At 67.2% G+C, this 19,846-nt stretch carries 20 protein-coding genes and 3 pseudogenes; 6 read left to right on the top strand and 17 right to left on the bottom strand.

All coding sequences use genetic code 11. The features are described from left to right. Window positions 1–77: 77 nt before the first annotated feature. Window positions 78–719, top strand: a pseudogene (locus M0765_RS29500) (phosphatase PAP2 family protein); the annotation flags it as partial. A gap of 121 nt (window positions 720–840) precedes the next feature. On the opposite strand, the gene M0765_RS19420 reads toward M0765_RS29500, so the two are convergent. Together M0765_RS19420 and M0765_RS19415 are read right to left on the bottom strand one after the other, a co-directional pair. After that, complete coding sequence (locus tag M0765_RS19420; protein WP_258505451.1) at window positions 841–3,045, bottom strand: xanthine dehydrogenase family protein molybdopterin-binding subunit; 2,205 nt, start codon at window positions 3,043–3,045, stop codon at window positions 841–843. 10 nt (window positions 3,046–3,055) lie between these two features. Continuing rightward, window positions 3,056–3,520, bottom strand: coding sequence for a (2Fe-2S)-binding protein (locus M0765_RS19415; RefSeq protein ID WP_258505450.1), 465 nt, complete (start codon window positions 3,518–3,520; stop codon window positions 3,056–3,058). Between the two features lie 187 nt (window positions 3,521–3,707). On the opposite strand from M0765_RS19415, the gene M0765_RS19410 reads away from it, so the two are divergent. Genes M0765_RS19410 through M0765_RS19400 form a run of 3 tightly spaced genes read left to right on the top strand, consistent with a single transcriptional unit; the run spans window position 3,708 to window position 5,720 of the window. Further along, the gene (locus tag M0765_RS19410; protein WP_258505449.1) at window positions 3,708–4,391 is read left to right on the top strand and encodes a heavy metal response regulator transcription factor; all 684 of its coding nucleotides are present in this window, start codon (window positions 3,708–3,710) and stop codon (window positions 4,389–4,391) included. After that, a complete protein-coding gene (locus tag M0765_RS29265; RefSeq protein ID WP_258505448.1) occupies window positions 4,388–5,503 on the top strand; it encodes a histidine kinase dimerization/phospho-acceptor domain-containing protein in 1,116 nt (371 codons plus the stop codon). The genes M0765_RS19410 and M0765_RS29265 overlap by 4 nt, the downstream gene beginning before the upstream one ends. Beyond that, on the top strand, window positions 5,469–5,720 hold the full coding sequence (locus M0765_RS19400; RefSeq protein WP_258505447.1) for an ATP-binding protein: 252 nt from the start codon (window positions 5,469–5,471) through the stop codon (window positions 5,718–5,720). Before M0765_RS29265 ends, M0765_RS19400 begins: the two co-directional genes overlap by 35 nt. Window positions 5,721–5,763: 43 nt before the next feature. Here the strand turns inward: M0765_RS19400 and M0765_RS19395 are convergent, their stop codons facing one another. The 10 genes and pseudogenes from M0765_RS19395 to M0765_RS19350 form a co-directional block, all read right to left on the bottom strand. Continuing rightward, on the bottom strand, window positions 5,764–7,515 hold the full coding sequence (locus tag M0765_RS19395; RefSeq protein ID WP_258505446.1) for a DUF3363 domain-containing protein: 1,752 nt from the start codon (window positions 7,513–7,515) through the stop codon (window positions 5,764–5,766). 582 nt (window positions 7,516–8,097) lie between these two features. Next, window positions 8,098–8,631 (bottom strand): S26 family signal peptidase, encoded by a 534-nt coding sequence (locus M0765_RS19390; RefSeq protein WP_258505445.1) that lies wholly within the window; start codon window positions 8,629–8,631, stop codon window positions 8,098–8,100. After that, window positions 8,628–9,155 carry a DUF2840 domain-containing protein gene (locus tag M0765_RS19385; RefSeq protein ID WP_446751603.1) on the bottom strand — a complete coding sequence of 176 codons (528 nt, stop codon included), beginning with the start codon at window positions 9,153–9,155 and terminating at the stop codon, window positions 8,628–8,630. The genes M0765_RS19390 and M0765_RS19385 overlap by 4 nt, the downstream gene beginning before the upstream one ends. Further along, window positions 9,155–9,424, bottom strand: a complete 270-nt coding sequence (locus M0765_RS19380; RefSeq protein ID WP_258505442.1) for a chromosome partitioning protein ParB — start codon at window positions 9,422–9,424, stop codon at window positions 9,155–9,157. The genes M0765_RS19385 and M0765_RS19380 overlap by 1 nt, the downstream gene beginning before the upstream one ends. Next, on the bottom strand, window positions 9,421–10,179 hold the full coding sequence (gene parA / locus M0765_RS19375) for a ParA family partition ATPase (protein WP_258505441.1): 759 nt from the start codon (window positions 10,177–10,179) through the stop codon (window positions 9,421–9,423). The genes M0765_RS19380 and parA overlap by 4 nt, the downstream gene beginning before the upstream one ends. A 200-nt stretch (window positions 10,180–10,379) precedes the next feature. Beyond that, window positions 10,380–11,204: pseudogene (locus M0765_RS19370) on the bottom strand (replication initiator protein A); the annotation flags it as partial. 26 nt (window positions 11,205–11,230) lie between these two features. Further along, window positions 11,231–11,485, bottom strand: a complete 255-nt coding sequence (locus M0765_RS19365) for a helix-turn-helix transcriptional regulator (protein WP_446751602.1) — start codon at window positions 11,483–11,485, stop codon at window positions 11,231–11,233. A 135-nt stretch (window positions 11,486–11,620) separates the two neighbouring features. Continuing rightward, on the bottom strand, window positions 11,621–12,160 hold the full coding sequence (locus M0765_RS19360; RefSeq protein WP_258508340.1) for a DUF2285 domain-containing protein: 540 nt from the start codon (window positions 12,158–12,160) through the stop codon (window positions 11,621–11,623). Window positions 12,161–12,173: 13 nt separating this feature from the next. After that, window positions 12,174–12,413, bottom strand: a complete 240-nt coding sequence (locus M0765_RS19355) for a transcriptional regulator domain-containing protein (protein WP_258505440.1) — start codon at window positions 12,411–12,413, stop codon at window positions 12,174–12,176. Between the two features lie 127 nt (window positions 12,414–12,540). After that, window positions 12,541–12,882, bottom strand: coding sequence for a DUF2958 domain-containing protein (locus tag M0765_RS19350; protein WP_258505439.1), 342 nt, complete (start codon window positions 12,880–12,882; stop codon window positions 12,541–12,543). 140 nt (window positions 12,883–13,022) lie between these two features. Here M0765_RS19350 and M0765_RS19345 point away from each other — a divergent pair, with 140 nt between their 5' ends. Beyond that, on the top strand, window positions 13,023–13,331 hold the full coding sequence (locus M0765_RS19345; RefSeq protein WP_153283297.1) for a helix-turn-helix domain-containing protein: 309 nt from the start codon (window positions 13,023–13,025) through the stop codon (window positions 13,329–13,331). A gap of 11 nt (window positions 13,332–13,342) precedes the next feature. Here M0765_RS19345 and M0765_RS19340 read toward each other — a convergent pair whose 3' ends face one another. From M0765_RS19340 to M0765_RS19320, 5 genes are all read right to left on the bottom strand, one after another. Beyond that, window positions 13,343–13,684 carry a DUF2958 domain-containing protein gene (locus M0765_RS19340; RefSeq protein WP_258505438.1) on the bottom strand — a complete coding sequence of 114 codons (342 nt, stop codon included), beginning with the start codon at window positions 13,682–13,684 and terminating at the stop codon, window positions 13,343–13,345. A 634-nt stretch (window positions 13,685–14,318) separates the two neighbouring features. Next, window positions 14,319–14,627 carry a DUF736 domain-containing protein gene (locus M0765_RS19335; protein WP_012747205.1) on the bottom strand — a complete coding sequence of 103 codons (309 nt, stop codon included), beginning with the start codon at window positions 14,625–14,627 and terminating at the stop codon, window positions 14,319–14,321. A gap of 461 nt (window positions 14,628–15,088) precedes the next feature. Then, window positions 15,089–15,586 (bottom strand): thioesterase family protein, encoded by a 498-nt coding sequence (locus M0765_RS19330; RefSeq protein WP_258505437.1) that lies wholly within the window; start codon window positions 15,584–15,586, stop codon window positions 15,089–15,091. A 287-nt stretch (window positions 15,587–15,873) separates the two neighbouring features. After that, window positions 15,874–17,898 carry a ParB/RepB/Spo0J family partition protein gene (locus M0765_RS19325; RefSeq protein WP_258505436.1) on the bottom strand — a complete coding sequence of 675 codons (2,025 nt, stop codon included), beginning with the start codon at window positions 17,896–17,898 and terminating at the stop codon, window positions 15,874–15,876. Window positions 17,899–18,348: 450 nt separating this feature from the next. Then, entirely contained in the window at window positions 18,349–18,879 is a 531-nt protein-coding gene (locus M0765_RS19320) for a JAB domain-containing protein (RefSeq protein ID WP_258505435.1), read from the bottom strand. Between the two features lie 366 nt (window positions 18,880–19,245). Between M0765_RS19320 and M0765_RS19315 the strand changes: the two are divergent. Continuing rightward, window positions 19,246–19,718, top strand: a pseudogene (locus M0765_RS19315) (transposase); the annotation flags it as partial. Between the last annotated feature and the right edge of the window lie 128 nt (window positions 19,719–19,846).

The raw sequence follows: 19,846 nt of genomic DNA, 5'->3' as shown, positions 1-19,846 counted from the left end.
TCAGTTCTTTTTTCCGAAACGGCGGTGCCCTCCTCCGCCCTCTTCGCAGCAGCGATGCCGAGCGATGGCTTCGCAGAATGACAGGTAGCCCTCGCGACCGGGCCCGCAATGACACTCCGGCTGCTCGTATCCTGAAGCCCATCCGCGCGCTGCTTGGCGCCCTCGTGGTCATGGCGGTCTGGTTCGACGCCGCAGTGATCCGGGTCATCCACGCGCTTCTGACAGCGGAGTCCTCCGGCCTCTTCGACACGGTCAGCGATGTCGCCGACGCCCGCTTCTATGGAATCGCTGCGCTGGGTATCTACGCCTCGGGTCTTCTTGCATTGTCGGTACCGGCGGCAAGGCACTGGAAACGCGATTGCGAGCGCTGGGTCCGCGCAAGCCTGCTGATGCTCCTGACTCTGCTGACAGGCGGCTTCATGACGCTGGTTCTCAAGCATGTTGTCGCGCGGTCGCGCCCTTTCCTGCTTCTGGAGAACGGACATTACGGCTTCGCTGCGCCGTTTGCCGGCGCACCCTTCAATTCGTTTCCGTCAAGCCACGCGTTCACGGCATTTGCCGTTGCGTTCGTGCTCGCTCGCGTGTTGCCGAACTGGCGCAAATGCTTGTGGGCGCTGGCCCCCATCCCAGGCATCTGCCGCGTTCTCGCGCTCGAGCACTTTCCGAGTGACGTGATCACGTCCGCGGTCATTGCCGCGTGGTGCGTGGGCTTCTGGGCACCGCGCATATTTGCACCTCGATCCAAATGGCCGTTGCGGCCTCCCTGGAACTGGCGCAGAACCCCGGTACCGAGCACACCTCGGGGGCGCCATGGCCGCTTGCAAGATGGGGGCAGCCCCCTCAAGCCAGGCCGTCGTCGGCAAGGGGCAGCCGACGCACATGCTTGCCAGAGAGGATCGAGGCCGCGGCTGCGAGCGCAGGCGCCAGAGGCGGCACGCCAGGCTCGCCCACGCCGCCGAGCGGCGATCCGATTTCGACGATATGTGTGATCACCTGCGGCTCTTCCCCCATGCGCAGGATCTGGTAGTCGCCAAAGCTGGACTGCTCCGCGCGGCCATCCTTGATGGTGATCTTGGCGCGCAGCGCAACGGACAAGGCATCGACCACGCCGCCGCTCATCTGCGATTCGACCTGGCCGGGGTTGATGGCACGGCCGCAATCGATGGCCACGTGCACTTTCTCGACCTTGACGTGGCCGTCTCGAAGGCGCGCCTCCACAACCTGGGCGACAGGGCTGCCGTAGCTTTCCACCACGGCGAGGCCTCGCGCGACGCCTGCCGGCGCAGGGTTTCCCCAGCCCGCACTTTGCGCGACGCGGTCCAGCACCGCGAGCATGCGCGGGCGGCCCCGCAGGTGCTGGCGGCGGAATTCCAGCGGGTCCTTGCCCGCGGCGGCGGCGCATTCGTTGATGAAGGCTTCCACGAAGAAACCGGTGAAGGAGTTGGCGATCGAGCGCCATGGCGACAGCGCCATCGGCATCGGCACGACCGCGTGGTCGACCAGCATGTTCGGGATCTGGTACTGCATGTCGATGATGCCCGTGAGCGACATGCCGTCGACCACGCCGTTGGTGAGGGGTATCCCGTTATCACGTCCCATCTGGGGGCCCGCGACGCGGACACGCAGACCCTGGATGCGGCCGTCCGCGTCGAGCGCGGCGCGCATGCGGCACATCATCGTCTGGCGGTACTGGCCCTGTTGCATGTCGTCGGCACGGGACCAGAGTACCTTCACCGGCCGGCCGCCCACGGCGCGGCTCGCGAGCATGGCCTGAATGGCCGACTCGGCCTGCGTCTTGCGACCGAAGCCACCGCCGAGATAGGCGTTGTGGAAGTAGACCTGCTCGGGCTTGTAGCCACCCGCGGCGCCGCACTCGCGCAGGAGGATGTCCTGGGCCTGCGTACCGGTCCAGAGGTCCAGCCGGTCGGGGCCGGCCTGCGCCATGCAGTTGATCGGCTCCATGCACGCATGGGCGAGGAGCGGCACGGCGTAGTCGGCTTCCATGATTCGATGCGGCGCACGAAAGGCTGCGTCCATGTCGCCGCGCTGCAAGGCAGCCGGCAGCGTTCCGCCGTCCAGCGCGGCGCGCATGCGTTCGTCGAGCTCGGGCGTGCTGACGCGGTCGTTCGGCGTGGCCTTGAATCGAATCGTGAGTTTGTCGGCCGCCTGCTTGGCTTGCCACCAGCTGCGTGCGACGACGACCGCGCCGTTGGGTACGGGCACCACCGCAACCACGCCCGGCATGCCGCGCACGCTGGCCGGATCCATCGACTCGACTTCGGCGCGAAACACCGGGGACAGGCGCACCGCCCCATGCAACATGCCGGGTGCCTTCATGTCGACCGCGTAGAGGGCGCGGCCCGTGACCTTGCCGGGGGTGTCGATCCGGCGCATCGTCTTGCCGGCGAGCTTGCGCTGTTCCGCCGGCCGCAGGACCGGCGTCTGGGGCACGGGCAGCGCGGACGCCGCCTGCACCAGATCGCCAAATGGCACACGCCGGCCGCTCGCCACATGGATGATTTGGCCGTCTTCGGCGGCAAGGGACGCAGGTGGCACCGACAGCCGCTCGGCCGCGGCCAAGGTCAGCAGTTCCCTTGTCTGCGCGGCGGCACGGCGCAATGGGTCGTGCCAGAAGCGGACGCCGAACGAGCCGACCGAACGTTGTTGGCCCATGGGCAGGCGGTAATCGGGCGTCACCTGTTCGGGCATCGCGGTGCGCACGCGGGTCCAGTCTGCGCCGAGCTCCTCGGCCAAGATCATGGCCTGCGCCGTATGAATGCCCTGGCCCATCTCGCAGGTGGGCAGCAGGAACGTGACGACGCCATCGGTACCGATGCGGATGAATGAACCTGGCGCACGGTTCACCGGCGGCCGGGCGGCCGGCGCAGGTGCGGCTGGTTGCGGCGGTGTCTGGGCGCCGAGCGGAATCGCGACGGTCAGCACGGCGCTGCCTGCGGCCAGTCCGAACTGGCGCCGCGACAGGCCATGGGCGGCTGGCGGCAAGGTTTGGGATGCGCGAGCGGCGGGTGTGGTGGTGGTCGACATGGCGGCTCCTTCAGACAGACAGCGCGCGTGCTGCTTCGTGGATGGCCGCCCGGATGCGGTCGTAGGTTCCGCAGCGGCAGATGTTGCCTGCCATGGCTTGCGTGATGTCGGTATCGCTCGGCTTCGGCGTGGCACGCAGCAGCACAGCCGCGCCCATGAGCTGCCCGCATTGGCAGTAGCCGCACTGCGGCACGTCGTTCTCGATCCAGGCGGCCTGCAAGGCTCGGCCGATGCGATCCTGCGCAAGGCCTTCGATCGTGCGAACCTGCTGACGCGCCAGTGCGCCGACGGGCGTGATGCATGCGCGCGCGGGATCGTTGCCCACGTGGACCGTGCACGCGCCGCAGAGGCCGACACCGCAACCATATTTGGTACCTGTCATGCCCAGCTCGTCTCGCAGCACCCACAAAAGAGGTGTGTCCGCCGCGGAATCGACCCGCACCCGGCGGCCGTTGATCTGAAGTTGCGTGCTCATCGCGATCTCTCCTGTTGCCGCCGGTGGCGGGTTGCAGGTATTTGAGGATGGGCAACACGCCAGAAAGTGACCATGGCATTACATTTCTGCAAGCCTCAGGGCGTTGCCGGTTGGATGACAAACTTGTAATGTCCGCCTGGCGGGTTGCTGTGATCATCGCGTCTGCGGTGTTTTATGAAGGCAAGCGATGCGGCTGCTGATAGTGGAAGACGAAAGCCGACTGGTCGACTACCTCGTAAGAGGGTTGACCGAGAACGGCTATGTGGTCGACGTGGCGCGCGACGGCATCGAAGGCAGACGCCTGGCCGAAGGAGGCGACTATTCCGTCGTTCTGCTCGACGTGATGCTGCCGGGCATCGACGGCTTCGGCGTGCTTCGCGCCATGCGCGCGCGCAGCAACACCCCCGTGCTGATGCTCACCGCCCGCGACAAGGTAGAGGACCGCGTGCGAGGTTTGCAGGAAGGGGCGGACGACTACCTGGTCAAGCCCTTCGCGTTCTCTGAATTGCTGGCCCGGATCTCCGCACTGATGCGCCGCGGCTCCGGCGGCGCATCGAACCATCCCACCACGCTCAGGCTGGCCGAACTCGAGGTGGACTTGCTTGGCCGCAAAGCAACGAGGGATGGCCGTCGCCTGGAGCTGACGGCCAAGGAGTTCCTTCTGCTCACGGTACTGCTGCGCCGCCGCGGCCAGATACTTTCTCGCACCACGCTGGCCGAGCAGGTGTGGGACATGAATTTCGACTCCGACACCAACGTCGTCGAGGTGGCCGTGCGCCGCCTGCGAGCAAAGATGGACGACCCCTTCTCGCAACGCCTGCTGCACACGGTGCGCGGAATGGGCTACGTGCTGGAGGAACGCTCCAGATGAAAAAGAAGGCCGGCTATTCATTGGCCACGCGCTTGTCCATCCAGCTCGCCTCGCAAACGGCGCTGGGACTGGGCCTGCTCTGCGCCGGCATCTTCGCCGCCACCGAGTGGTCGTTCATCGACAAGCAGCGTGCGCTGCTGACGACAAAACTGGCCGCGACGCGCGATGCAGCAATTTCGACCGAGCGTGCTGGCGGCCTGGCGGAAATGCGCAGGCACCTGCAGGCCGCCATTCCGCGTCGAGCCGGTACCTACCTGGAGTTGCGTGCGGCGGATGGCGAGCTGCTGTATCGAGATCCCGAGGTGCTGCCAAACCATGTGAAGGCCCAGCGCATGGAATTCACACTGCCTCTCGCGGTGGGGGAAGTCCAGGGCGCCCTGTTGCTCGATATCACCGAGGACTCGCGCATGCTCGGACGGCTGGCACTGATCCTTGCGACTGCGACCCTCTTGGGCGGAATCTCGGCGGGCATCGCCTGCGCCTGGAGGGTCCGCCGCACCATGGAGCCCCTGCGCGCATTGGCAGACCAGACGCGTGCCATCTCACCGGGGCGAATGGAGCAGCGGCTGTCCTTGGCCGAGCCGGTCGCGGAACTCCAGCCGTGGATCGACCAGTTCAACGCAATGCTGCGCCGGCTGGAGGCGGCCTATGTGCAGCTCGAAGCATTCAACGCCGATGTTGCGCACGAGTTGCGGACACCGCTGGCCGCACTCATCGGGCATACCGAAGTCGCACTGTCGCGCGAAGACCGGCCTGTGGAAGCGCTGCGCGACACATTGACCGGCAACCTCGAAGAGTTGCAGCGGCTCGCGGCGCTCGTCAATGACATGCTTTTCCTGTCGCGCGCGGACCGAGGCGCAACAGCGAGATGCGATGCCGCTTCGCCCCTCGCGGAACTGGTTCGCCAAGTCGTGGATTTCCACGAAGGCCCTTTGAGCGAGGCGCAACTGCGTGTTCATGTCGAGGGCGATGCAGAGATCGCGGTCGATCAGCCGCTGTTCAAGCGGGCGGTGTCCAACCTGCTGGGCAACGCCACGCTACGCGGTGAAGGGTTCTGCAATTACGGTGCGCATCGGTGTGAACGCGGAGGGCGGCGCCGAAATTTCCGTTGAAAACACAGGGCCGGACATCGATGCGCTGCATATTCCCCGGCTGTTCGATCGGTTCTTCCGCACCGATGAGTCGCGCACGGACGGGCACCTTCATCACGGGCTCGGGTTGGCCATCGTGGCAGCCATCGCGCGAATGCATTCGGGATACACCATGGCGATCTCCGGCAGTGGACGCACCCGCATCGGCTTTGCAGTCAGCCGCTCTTTGCCGCCCTGACGGCAGGGAAACGCCGCATTTATCTCCGGGGGATCGGGCCTCCTCAAATGGACATACCTCGCTGCCGCCCAAGCTGCCAAGTGACGGACTGGCCACGCACCACGGCAGAGACTTGTTGGCCCAAGCTACGTTCGATCACCTGCCGCCAAGGAACCAAACTGAAACCCATCCCGTCGTCGAGCATGGCGAAGCGTCCGCTGGTAAGTTGGATGGAACGGCGGTAGACGCCGCTGGCGCGCGCACCCTCCTGCATCGATCGGTAGGTCTTGCCGGTCTGGTCTTGCAAAGACTTCCCGGCAGTCGCCAGTTCTCGGTCGCGCAAGGTGGCAAGCAGGTTGCGCGCGAGCACCATGCGTTGGCCTCGGCGTTCGGCCAATCCCTGCTCGGCAAGAAAGTCCGCGCGGCCGCGCATCGCATCGCGTGCCTGCGCGCCGAAGCCCTGCGCCGCCAGCCCGCCGCCCTCCCCGATCAATTGCCTGTCCAGCCAGGTCGCACCGATGGCGCGCACCTGCTGGTCGATGGGCAGGTGCGAGCGCAATTCGATAGTCGGACCCGTGCCTCTCTGCGCGTCATACTGCTGAGCTTTCTGCATCAGGTCCGGCGGCACCTGCCAGACGCCGTCGGCCACGCGCGCCACGAAACCGCTGCGGCGCAGCGCCTTGAGCCGGCGCACGTGGACATCGACCGTGGCTTGCGGATCGCGGTCTGCCGCCTGCTCTAGTCGGGCCAGATGATCGGCGGTCTTGTAGATGCCATCCTGGGCGATGGCCGCAATGGAGCGGTCCACGGCCCGCTCCCGCCCCGGCGGCTTTGCTTCCACGATGCCGCCCACCGGCAGCGCCGACAGATCGGCACCGGGCGGTAGTTTCAGATAGTGCGCCCGGCCATCAATGCCATCGACCACCAGATAGCCTCGCTCGTGCAGTTCGTCGGTCAGGCCCTTACCCGCGATGCGGCCGATGACGGGGGTGGTCGACGCGTCCTCCAGCACGCATTCACGCTGCTGGCCCTTGAGTGCCCGGCGCATGGTGTCCAGCGCCTCCTCGCGCTCGCCCATCGCGGTCAAGGTCCGCGCCATGTCCGGCGCCAGCCGCCAACAGTTGGCATCGACCCGCTCGGCCAGCGCCAGGACTTCGAGCCGCTGCAGGCGCGCCCGCAGCAGGTTCTGGCGGTGCCGGTCCCCGGGCCGGCCAGTCAGGTCAACGGTATCGGCTACGGCCTGGCGCATCAAGGCCCGGTCCAGGCCGGTGAGTCGCTGCTGCTCGACTTCGCGCTGCTGGCTTTGCCGGATCTCGATCTCGGTGCGCGGCCCCAACCATTCGGTAGCGATCTCGCTGGCTCGCATACGCATGCCCCGGGCGATGTAGTCCGGCGCGATGATGAGGTCTTCCTTGCCCGCGGTCCGGCCGTTCAAGACGACGTGGGTGTGCGGGTTGTCGGTGTCCCAGTGATCGACGGCCACCCAGTCCAGCGGCGTTTCCAAGTCCACCGCCATGCGCTGCATCAGTTGCCGCGTGAAACCACGCAGATCTTCCAGGTCGACCGCGTCCTCGGCCGAGACGATGAAGCGGAACTGGTGGCGATCTCCCCTGCCCCGCTCCTCGAAGGCCTTCAGGTCGGCGGCATCGGTCTCGGGACCATAAGCCTGCCCGCGCTGCCCGTCACGTGTCACCCCATCGCGCTCGATGTAGCGCAGGTGCGTGGATACCGAGTTCGCGCCGGCTTTCCGGAGCACCACGAAGCGGGCCTTGATGACCACGCGTCGGGCATGCACGCCCAGGCGATCGACTGCCATACCGGCCGCGACGCGGCCTCGGCCAAAGGTCGAGGCGGGCCGCCCTGCCCGCTGGCCGGACGCTTTAGCGCCGGCCTTCGAGACTTCCCCGAGCACCCGGGACACGAAGCGCTCCGGGCGCGGTCCTGCGTGGGACTTCGGTGCCGCCGGTCGGATACGAAAGCGCTCGGCATCCGGTTCCTTACGCGAAGCCAAGGCGGGCACTCCGGAGCAATGACGCGCAAGGGATCGAAAGCGGCACGTGCGCAAGGCCGCAGCGACGTGGCGTTGCGCATCGGCGCAGCACCGGCATCGACAGGTGCCGTGCCGCGCCCACCCCACGTGCAGACGAGCGTTGCGGGCGACGGCGTGCCGCCCCTTTTATCTGGCCCTCCCTGCACCTCGGCGATTTCGCCTCCCGCATCCGCTCCCGGCTCCGAGCTGCCGCCAGCCGCGCACGAGGTGCGCAACACTGCCCGAGCGGCAGCGGCGGTGCAGCTCGCGCTGCACGCTGGCGGCGGGCCCTCTGCACGACTGGGTGCAGCACGAACACACGTCCGGCTGCAGCTCGGTTGCATGCTCGGTCGCAGGATATGGCGACCCTCATGGCCCACCCCAGGTCCACAAAGGTCGCGCCACGCCAAGCACCGCCGACACGGAGATAGGCCCGAAATAGCGGCTGTCGAACGATGCCGGGTTTGCGTCGCCAAGAAGGAACAGTTCGCCCACAGCAAGGGGGCGGCATTGCGACCAAGCTTGCAGCGGGCGATGCGCGCCGTCATGCGTTCGCACGCTCGCCACCACGGCACCGCCAATGCGCACGAGCTGATCGCAAACACACACCGATTGCGGCGCAAGCGCGCCGATGCGCTTGAGGATCGGCACGCCGCTCGGCAGGTAGCCGCGCTGGGCCGCGAAGGCGGCCACGTCGGCCGGAAGCCGTGCCAGCACGATGCTGCCGATGTGCAGCGAGGCTGCGCTGTCCAGGCGGCCGATGCGGTACCAGCCGCGCGGCACGCTGTCGCTCGGGTTGTAGACCACGAGCACGCGGTCGCGCGCGCCCACCGGCATGACGGCCGGCGCGCACAGCGCCGCCAGGCCGACGCCCATGCAAGCGAAGAGCAGGCGCGGCGTCATCGCAGCGCCCCGCGCGCCAGATGTGCCGCATGCCGCTCGGCGGTGTAGCCCGGCAGCGGCTGGCGCGCAGCCAGCCGGTTGCCGACCGTACGCCAGTAGGTGACGGCCACCACGCACGGGTCGATGCCAGAGGCCTCGATCGCGTCAATTGCCGCAAGCACGGCCTTGACCTGGATCACACCATCGGCGCGCAGCAGAATGCGCGCGCCCGGCTGTACACCGGCAACGCGCTGCGCGCCGTCGGACGGCATCGGCGCCTGCAGCACCATCAGCTGCCACAGCGCCGTACCGTAGTCATTGCCGATCCACTTGACGCGGCAGCAGAGCGCATCCGGCTCGAAGATCGCAACGCGCCGCCAGCGATCGAGGATGGTCTCGCGCGCCGGCCGACCGAAGCGCAGCCAGACGTTCACGCGATGCTCGACGAACGCCAATGACACGCGCATGCGGGTACGCCCGCGCATGGTCCCCGGACATACGACGGCTGAGGGCAAGGACTGCGCAGAAGACGGCCGCGGCTGCATCACGGTTCACCTCCACCGTACTCGCGCTCCAGCAACTCGCGCAGCATCTCGGCCGCAGTGACGTCGCGCTTGAACGCGATCACCTTGATCTTTCCGCGCAGCGCCGGCGTCACGTCGATGGTCAAGCGCGCTGTGTAAACCGACGCCGTGGCCGTGGCCGCGCCCGCCGGTTCGTCGGCGCGCCGCACCCAGGCCGACGCCGGATCGGCAGCCGGCCTGCGGCCGATCGGCGCGCGCTTCGGCGACGCGGAAGTCGCCCGCGACGTCATCGCAGCATCTCCCGCACGGCCTGCGCCAGCGCAGCGATCTCGCGCGCCGCGGCGCACGTCGGTGCCGCTTCGCAGGCGAGCCGCCCGGCAGCGACGCTGTCGGCGAACACGATGCGCTGCGAGATTTCGGCGCGCAGCGCGGCGAACGGCTGATCGGCCAGCGCCGCACGCGCGTCGCGGCCGATGACCGTCCCCACCACACGCCGGTTGATCACAAAAGCGGCGCGCAGTTGCGGTCGAAACACTCTCGCTTCGATCACGAGCTGTACCATCTCGTGGCTGGCCCACACGTCGTAGGCACTGGGCTGCACCGGGATCAGCACGAGGTCAGCGGCCAGCAATGCGGAGCGCGCGAGGGCCGCGACCCGCGGCGGGCCATCGATGACCACGTAGTCGGCCTGCGAGGCGATCTGCGGCGCCTCCTGGTGCAGCGAGTCCCTCGCGAGCCCGAAGACGCCGTACAGCCGCTGCTGCCCGTTCTGAAGCCGCCGCTGCGCCCAGTCCAAGGCCGAGCCCTGCGGATCGGCATCGAGCAGCGTGACACGCCCGCCTTGCATCGCCAGCTCGCCGGCCAGATGCGTGGCGAGCGTCGTCTTGCCCGCGCCGCCCTTCTGGTTCAGCAGCGCGATCACCTTGCCCGGCCGGGGCCCGCTGCCTGGCGAGCGGTTCTCGGCCGTCTGGCCTGCTTGGGTTGTCTCGTCAGAAGCACTGCCCGTTGTTTGAGCAGCTCTGTCTCGCGCGCGCGTGACTTCCATTTATGTATCCCTTTAGATGTTTAGGGAGTGCCGAAACCGTTGCCGGGCGTGGCCTCTGGACCGATCGGTGCGGGCGATCCACCGATGTTTATGCGGGTGATCCACCGAGGGTCGTGCGGGTGATCCACCGAGCCCGTCCCCACGTCATCCACAGGTTCTTCAACAGAAACTGTGGATAAGTCGCTTTGAAACGGTTCGCCCGGCGTCGGTCGGAAAGCCAACCATTCCATGCCACCACAGCGCTCGATGGACAGCCGATAGCCCGGCAGCGCCTGACGCCGCACCAGATGGCGCACCTGCAGCGCGAAGTCGGAATGGCGCTGCAGGCTTCCGGACTTCAGGTGCAGGTGGCGCATGGCGAAGCGCCAACCGCCGGGCTGCCGCCCGCCGTGCTTGCGTACCAGCCGGTACAGCCAGCGCTCGATGCCGCCGGAAAGCCGGAAGTACGTGGGATCGAGCGTGAGCACCAAGGCCTCGTCCATCACGCCCGAGAAGAACCAGTCGGCCAGGATCAGTTCGATGCCGTCGGCGCGTCCGTCTGAGCGGATGTATTCCTTCCACTCATTGATCCAGGAGAAGCGGTGCACGCGCATCGCGCCGCTCGGACGCTCCCGCTGGCGCAAGGTCGTGGCGACAGTGGTGGACTGCAGCCGGTCCAGCGCGGCGCGCAGCGCCAGGTAGTCGCTGCGGCCGGTGCCGCGCTGCGCGAAGCGCAGGATCTCGTAGGGCGTGGCCACCATCAGGCGCGAAGGCGCGATGCCTTCCTTCTTGGCCTGGACGATCTGGCTCGCGGCCCAGATCAGCACGTCCGCATCCCAGATCGTGGCGATGCCGTGCTCCGGCACGCCCTCGACGGTAAGCGAGACACCGCCGGCCTCGAAGCGAATCGGCGCCGTGCGCGGCGACTTGGCGAGCGAGAAGAACGGATAGGCCATCAGGTCCTGCGCATCGCGCAGCGCCATGTCACTTCCCGGCAGCGCGCGAAACAGCGACAGCTGTTCGCGTTCGCTCGGACGCTTCGACATGGTGAGGCCCCTGCCCTGCGCGTCGGTCAGCGGACGGAGTCGCGCTGCACGTAACCGGGATCGGAGGTCATTTCATAGGCCCGGCTGTTCGCCCAGGCGCGCAGATCCTCGACCGCGTAGACCACGCGCGCACCGAACTTCCGAAAGCGCGGGCCGCCGCCCAGCACGCGATGCTTCTCGAGCGTGCGCGGCGACAGGCGCAGAAAGGCGCCGGCCTCGCCGGTGGTCAAGAACTCGGGGTTGGCCGGCGCGGCGGGCACCGCAAAGGGGCCGCGGCGCAGCCGTTGCAGCGCGGGCGGTAAACGGGGAACTGGCACTTGCCATGAGGGCCTCCATCGTTGTCGCGGGACCGCGAGCCATTCGCAGCCCAGTGGAGGCAGTCTCGGGAGCAAGGGCCTTTTTGCGCAGGGAGATATTCAGCGCATCGGTTCGTCTCCGGGGGCATCGGCTGCACTGCGCTGTATGCCCGCGAGGCTCAGATAGCCACCGCTCATGTACGCCTCGGCTCGCCGCAGCAGGTGCCGGACTGCGGCGCGCAGTTCGCCATCGGCATGCCAGCGCACCGCGGCTTCGAGACCGAACAGCGCTTGGGCGATATCGCGATGCGAGGCGCCGGCCTGCGCGCCATCGAGCGCCTGCAGGGCGCGAAGATGCAGCAGCGTGGCCCGGGTGACAGCCCGCATGCAGTCCTCTGCAGGCGCATGGCCCTGAAGAACCTGTGCCTGCGCATTGAACGCATTCAACTGGCCGCGCAGGCCGGGGCCGAGCGGGACGGCGCAGATGTAGGCCGCGCCATCGGAGAGGTCGTCGGCCAGTGACATCCGCAGGCGCTTTGCGGATACGTCGATCAGCAACGCCAGGCCCGAGTCGCCGAGCGCCAGGCGCTTGCGGCCGGGCACGCGCCAGAGGTCGAAGGTCGGCCGGGTCGACGCATCGTGCGCGCGCGAAGCGCGCACGTGCAGCAACTCGTCAGCCGCCGTGATCCAGAACGGCTGCGCTTCGCGCGCATCGAGACGGGGATCTTCGGCGCTGTCGCAACCCCCACCGTTCAAGCGATGCGGCGCGCCGTGTCCAGTCCGCCTGGTACTGCGGATGGCGGCGCAGGTACTCCCACGCGAGCGCGGGGCTGTCGAGATCGAGCGTGTAGAGGTAGGCCGCCGACGCGCGCCAGAGCGCGCTCGGCAGGCCTTCGGCCTTGCGGTCGGTCATGGCAGAACTCACTTCTTCTTGCTTGCGCGAAGGCTGCCATAGGCACGGCCGGCATGGCTGGCTTTTGCGGCGATGCGCTGTCGCGCGAGCAGCGACGATTCCGTGCGCCCCGACCCGCCAAGGAAGTTCAGTCGTTGATCGACCCGTCGCGCTGCGCGTCGGCCGCATAGCCGGACAGCGGCTGCCGCGCCCTGAAATGCGGATCGGCGACGATGCGCAGGCCCTGGGGGCCGCGCACGCCCTCGAGCGCCGAAAGGCTCACATGCCCGAGTTCGGGGAAGCCCGTGCCGGCATCGGTCAGCCCATAGGCGCGATCGCCATCGGCATCGAGCTCGGTGAGCAGCCAGCAGGCGGGGGCGTCCAAGGTGTACAGCTTGACGACGGGATGAGGATCGATGGCGCGGCCATGGGCGCGAGCCGCGCCGTTGGCCAGCATTTCGGCGCGCTGCTGCTCGGTAAGAAAGGTCATGGGCCCTCGAAAGATGACGGAATGCTAATGCCACAAGGACAGGTGCAGAAGGATTTCTACGCGCGGCCCGATCCTGAAAACAACGATATGAGTTAAAGATAACGTGGTTTAAATTGTGCTGAAACGAGACGCTTCTGTCCATGCAGAAGCGAGCCATTCAGCGAGGACGCCCTACCGGCGCGACGACCTTTGAGGTCGCGCCGGCGCTGGCGTTCGGTGCGGTGGTGCGCGCACTGAGAACCGAGGATGGCATCGCCCAGGAAATGCTGGCGCACCTCGCCGGCATCGAGCGCTCTCACATGGGCAAGATCGAGCGCGGCGAGCACATGCCCACGCTGGTTCTGGTGCTCAGGATCGCCCGGGCGCTGGGCCGCAGCGCCGGCGAATTGATGCTCGAAACAGAAGCCAGGTTGCCGAAGGAATGGCATCAGCCGGCCATCGGCGGCTGATGCCTTCGACGCTACGCCACGATGCGCCCTGCCAGCCGCGCTTCACGCGCGTAGCCGCTCAGCCGCTTGTCAGCAACGAAGTACAGATCGCGCTCGATCGGCAGACCCCATCTCCCGCGCAAGCTCTCCAGCTCCGTCAGGCTCACATAGCCGAGTTCGGGAAAGCCTTGCCCGAGGTCGCAGAGTCCAAACGCGATGTCTTCGGAATCGAGTTCGCTCAACAACCACGTAGCGCCCGCGTTGGGCGTGAACAGCTTGACCACCGGTAGCGGGTCGAAGTGAGAGTTCTCGATCGATTCTCGGCCGTTGGCCAGCAGCAGCGCGCGTTGTTCGTCGGTGATGAGCTTCGTCATGGTCTTTCTCCTTGGAAGGATTCCGGGCGGGATTGCCCGAGACCGGAAGCCGCACGACGCAGCGCAGCCGTCAGGGTTCGAGAGACGGCCGCCAGGACGCCAGCGTGCAAGGCACGCGCAGACCTTGACGGCGAGAACGCCGTGCAACGATGAAGGGAACAGCAAGCCAGCCGCTCCCCTGCCTTGCCCCGTGGCAAGCGAAGCGCGCAGGCCGGAAATGCAGTGAAGGCCGCAGGCGTCAGGGATGGAAACCCGAAGGGGCGAGACGCCACCGGCGGCTCGATGCGCAGCACGACAGCCCGGCTCGGCACCGCCGGGAGACGCACGAATGTCTTCGCCGCCGGACCGTATGCACGCCGATTCGCAAAACCTGCGATGCGTCTCTGCACAAACCCACGGATCCGCAGAATCACTTCCGTGCATCCACTTCTTCCCGTGCCTCCGTAGAAATGCAAAGTCGGAATGGCGGCGATCCACAGATCAGAAAATCAGGAAGTACGGACCGACGACAATCCGTACTTCCGCAATTCGGTACGGGCTCGCAGCAGTAGTTAAACAGCCCGGGACAAGCGCGTGCCGTTGATGGACCCAGAGGCAAAGCGCCCCGCCCGCTGGCGGGGCGCCAGGGCGACGTTCAGTCGCCCTTGCTGCGCGACCAGATCAGGTTGTGCGCGCCGTCATCGCCCTCGACCAGGCGGGCATAGATGGTCGCCGGGAACGACGGGTCATCCAGCGTCACCGACAGGTAAGGCCGGTCCGCCTTGCTGACCTTCTTCCACGCCGCGCCGATCTCGTAGCCGGTGCCCGCCACGATGCGGTAATCCGGAGCGTTCTCGCTTTCCTTGTCGCTGGGCGCGATCTTGACCTTGACGTTGAGCGTCAGGGTGCGAACCGTGCCGGTGAAGCCGTTGTTCTGTGCGGTGAAGGTGCCGATGTTGGCCATGATGGAGTCCTTTCGAAGTTGACCAGGTCCGCGCCCATCGCGGCCTTGGCGTGATCCGGACGGCGCGGGTCCGGGCGCGTCGCACCGAAGGCCGCAACGCGAGTGGAGGACCGGAAGGCCCGAGAAATTTGCCTCGCGAGGAAGACTGCAGGTCGGGGAAATTTGTCGGGCCGCACGGTTGCGGCGAGGAAGCCCGAGGCGAAGCGCAACGAAGAGAGCACCGCCGTGCCCGCGCCAGGATTCACGGCACATACAAGGCCGTGGGCGTGCACCTGATCCCGAAAAGGACGCATGGCCGAGGCCCCGAGGACGCGGCAAAAGGCCTTCCGGCATGGCCCCGACGCGGTCCAGGTCCAAGCCGGCTGGCCAGGAAAGCGCCCCGGAACGCTCCTCAGCATCGAGGTAGAAGACATGATCGGTATCGGCGGCATGGGGGAGATCGGCCACCCAAGGTGATGGGCCTATTCACGACGCCGGATGACCCGTCGTTCCCGGCTGTCAGACCCGCTGCCCGCCACGGGCCGTCCCAAGCGCATCGACTTCGCGGCAATGCGCGACTCGATGCTCGCCCGATGGGCCGCGACCAGCGTGACCGCGCCGTCGAACACGAGTTCGTAGTCGTCATGGGCCTGGACACGGAACGTCGCACTGCGCTCGCCCAGGCCCTCCACCCATCCCCGAAGCCGCAGGCGTGTCGCCGGTGGAACTGGGCCGCGATGCTCGATGTGCACGGCGCGGCCCACGACCACTTCCACCATCGAGTCGACATACATCTGGATTTCTCGGATGCAGACGGATTCGACAACCGCCACAAGGTACCCGGTCGCCAGACATTCGATCAGCCTCTGCGCATAGTCGCTGCCGAGCGGCAGCCTCGCAAACAATGACCGCGCGGTCTGGTCCTGCGGTACCGCATAGGTTTCTTCAAAGCAGATTTCGCTGACGCCTTGTTGATTCATGAGGATGTGAGGGGTGACATCGTTGAGCTCTCCGGATCCGAGGGACGCCTGCGCATCTGCATCGGAACTCTCACAATGCTCACGCGATATGTCGGCGCAGCCAACCTAACGAGGCATGCCGGGGAGCACCACGGCGCAGGAAATTCCGCTGGTTTGGGACGGTCAACGCCGCCACGGCGTGTCTATCGCCCTAGCCTCGTCGCAAACGAAAACGCGCGCGGCACACCTGCCGCGCGCGTTTCTTCTCGCACATCCAAGGCCCCGGCCTTCCGACCGGGGCCTCATGCCTAGGCGACTGCCGCCAGTTCCTCGCGGTCTTCGGCTTCGGCAGCGGCTTCATCCGCTGCCAGCACCGCCTCGCTCCCCGACGATTTCGGTGTTTCGGAACCCGGTTCTGCCTTGCCCCTGAACATCACCGGCAGCCACCCGGTCCCGGCCGCGAGCCTTTCGGCCTCGCTCGCCATCTCGGCCTTCTTGAGCTTGGACAGCCGGGTCACGTGATCGGGTGCAAAGGCCAGCACCGCCTCCAACGCCTTCGCCTTGGAGACATGCGCGAAGTAGCCTTCGGCGGTCGGCGTCCACCAGTCGTGCATGTCGAGGCCTGCGGCCTCGGCCAGTTCGGCGGCAGGCGTCTCGTCCTCGCGGGACGCCAGCACGCCGACCGTGGAGGCCACGCACACCGCCAGCAGCGACAGCAGCTCGCCCTGCGGCAGGGCCAGCAGTTCGGCAAAGAGCGCCTTGGGCTCTTTCGGCAGGCGCGCCGCCCATGCCTCGCGGACCTTGCCCATGCCCATCGCCGCAGGCGAGTCCCCGATATCGGGTGCATGCAGCGCGAGCCCATCCTGCGGCGTGGCGACGATGTCGACGGGCGACCCGCCCGAACCGTAGCTGTCCAGGACCACGCGCAGCGCGAGCCGATGCACCAACGCCACCTGCGGATGTCGGGCGACCTCGGTCTGCAAGGCAGCCGTGCGGTGGGCGCTCAGCCGCTTTGCCAGCTTCTCCGAGATACCGGGCTTGCCTGTCTCAGCGGAGCCGCCATCGTGGCCGCTGCGCTCCTCGCCCGCCGCATCGGCTTCCTGCCGCTCCTGCGCCCGCAGCGCCTTGGCCTCCTCCTCGCGCAGCAGCCCCCGGTGCACCACCACGCCGCCCATGTGATCCACCGACACCACGGCACCGGCCATTGCCATCGCGCCGGGTGGATAGACCACCAGGGTCTGCTCGATGGCTTCCAGCTCGTCGCCGAGCCGGTCCAGCTCCTCCTGCAGCGCACGCTCGCCATCCTCGCTCAGGCCCGCATCCTCGTCGTCGAGCCGGTCCTGCAACGCGTTCTGCTTCGCTTCGAGTTTCGCGATGCACTTGGCCTCGGTCCTGTTCGGCTCGCGGCGCGTGCGCCGCACCCGCTGGAACACATGGAGTTCGGCCGCCGTGGCGCGCGGCGCCACCTCCACCCACCCCCAGCCCTCCAGCTGCACCTCTTCGACGACTGCGGCGAGCTTGCGGCGCGCGAGCGTGTCCAGCAATCCGGCATCGGTGAGATAGCCGCCTTGCCGTTCGTCCGAGAACAGGTCGCGGCGCACACCGCCCCCTGCGGCCTCGTAGGCCTCCAGCCCGACGAAGCGGGCCAGCGCATCGCGGCTCGCATCGATCTCTTCATGGGTCAGATGGTCGCGCAGCGCCTCGGGGCTGCGCTGCCACGCCGGGCTGTCATAGAACGCGGCCTCCTGCGCCGCGTGGTCGTCGGTGATGGCGAGCGCCATCAACTGTTCGAGGGTCGCGGTGCCGGCTTGGTAGTCCGCCAGCAGGCGCGGCGAGACGTTGGCAAGCCTGAGCCGGCGCCTGACCACCAGCGGCGTCACGCCGAAGTCCGCCGCGATGGCTTCCACGGAACGACCTTCGGCCACGAGGGACTTCCATGCGAGCAGTTCCTCCACGGGCCCCATCGCCTCTCTCTGCACGTTCTCGGTGAGACTCGCCGTGCGCGCCAGCGCGTCGGCCACGAGCAGGCAAGGCACCGGCCAATCCTCCGCGATGCGCCGCTTCTTCGCGAGCAGCTTCAAGGCCGCGAGGCGCCGCCCACCGGCGACGACCTCGAAGTCCCCGTCATCACCACAAGAAATCACCGTGAGGTTCTGCAGGAGGCCCAGACGCCGGATGCTTGCAGCCAACGCAGCAATCGACGCGCGCGCCTTCCGGCGCACGTTGCGCTTGGACGGCCGCGCGCGCAGCCGCGACAGCGGCACCAGCACCATGCTCTGCGTAGGCACGGCCGCTTCAAGCGTGGAATCTTCTGGCGTATCAACAGTATTCATGATCGAACTCCTGTCCCTGTCGGGACGTTGGAAAACAAAACTGGAAAGAAAGAAAACCGAAACTGGATTCAGGGCGTGGGTAAGTGCATAGGCGCTCTCCTTGGGTGTTGGGCTCCGCAGGGGCCGCGAAGCCCTTTCGCGGCCATGGAGGCCGGCTGGGGCCGGCGCGGGTGCGCCGTCAAGGGAGAACAGCGAAGGCGCTGGCGCGGCCCGCAGGCGAAGCCGAGGACTCGGGTGCCGCAGCGGCCCTTGACGGGAGGAGCGCCCGCAGAGGCCAGGCAAGCCGCAGACAGCGGCGCGCAGGTGGCGGGTACCGCCACCGGAGAGAGGACATCGAGGCCATCGGCCGGCACCGCGGCCGCCGGCCAGGTGCACGCGCGCAGCGCGCATGCAAGTGGACAATGAGCGGGCAATGAACGGGAATCAAAAAAAGGGCCGAAGCCCCTGTGGCTACATCAGCCCGTGCTCCGCCATCGAGTAGATGACGCTGCCGCCGACGATCAGGTGATCCAGCACCCGCACGTCCACGAGAGACAGCGCGGCCTTGAGGGTCCGCGTGAGCGCCTGATCGGCCGGCGACGGCTCTGTCGACCCCGACGGATGCCCATGCACCAGCAGCAGCGCGGCGCTGTTGCGCGCGAGCGCGTCCTTCACCACCTCGCGCGGATACACCGAGGTCTGTGCCACCGTGCCGCGGAACATCTCCACGTAGTCCAGCACACGGTTCTGCGCATCCAGGTGCACGACGGCGAACACCTCGCACTCCAGCGCCCCATGCCGCAGACGCAGGAAGTCCCGCACGAGCGCAGGCGAAGACAGCGCGGCTCTGCCGCGCACCCGCCTGGCCAGCAGCCGCTGGGCCGCGAGCAGCACCTCGTCGGCCTCGGCCGGCCGGTACTCGCCCGCTGCATCGCGGACGAACAGGGGAACGGAAGCGGAAAACTCGAAGGAAATGAGAGAAGAAAAGAGATCGTGCGACATGGTCGGCTCCGTGAATCGGGCGGGATTGCCCGAAACCGAAAGCGCACGCCGCAGCGCAGCCGTCAGGGTTCGAAGACGGCCGCCAGGGCGCAAGCGCAATCCCATTGCGCGCAGACCTTGACGGCGAGAACGGCGTGCAACGATGGAAGGGACAGCAAGCCAGCCCATCCACCACCCTCCCCTGCCTTTGAGCAAGCGCAGCGCCCAAGCCCGAAGGGCTGGGGATCGCAAGGACAGAGACTGCGAGCGCGGATGCCATTGACGGCTCGACTATCCTTCGCTCGCCGCGCATACGGCACCCGTCGTCCTGGGTGTTCATCGATGCCCCAGGCTGATCCACTTTTCGCAGAGAGAAAAAGTTCGCCCATCCAGCAGCTGCAGGTCGACATTGGGGTCATCGAGCGCAGGCTCTCTCTGCAAATGCGGGAAATGCCAGCGTGCAAGGCCGTTGCTGAAATCCCCGGCATTGGTCTTCTCACCGCAACGGCGGTGGTCGCCAGCATGGGGACGCCGACAGCGTTCAAGGATGCGCGGGAGTTTGCAGCGTGGGGCGGATTGGTCCCGCGTCAGACCGGTACAGGTGGACGCGTCAGGCAGCTCGGGATCAGCAAGCGTGGCGATGCCTATCTGCGAACGCTCCTCATGCACGGCGCTCGAGCCGTCGTGATCAGTCGAAAGATCGCCCGACATGGCCATGGCTCGCAGCTCTGTTGCAGCGTCGGCCGTATAGCGTGGCTGTCGCCGCGGTAGCGAACAAGTTGGCGCGAACGGTCTGGGCTGTACTGGCACGCGGACAGGCCTGGCGGAGCGAGGCGTGGCAGGCTGTGCGGGGACGATAAAGCGTACGCAACAACCAGTTTGAAGGAGAGCAAGCGACCACGCGCATGATGGATCAGACAGGTCGTACCGGGACGAGGACACTCCGATAGGGAATGAGAGCACCAAGCTCGATGTTCAGATGGGAACC

Source organism: Variovorax sp. S12S4, assembly GCF_023195515.1.
Taxonomy (GTDB): Bacteria; Pseudomonadota; Gammaproteobacteria; order Burkholderiales; family Burkholderiaceae_C; genus Variovorax.
The sequence above is the reverse complement of the archived record's forward strand: the minus strand, read 5'-3'. Positions and strand labels throughout refer to the sequence as shown.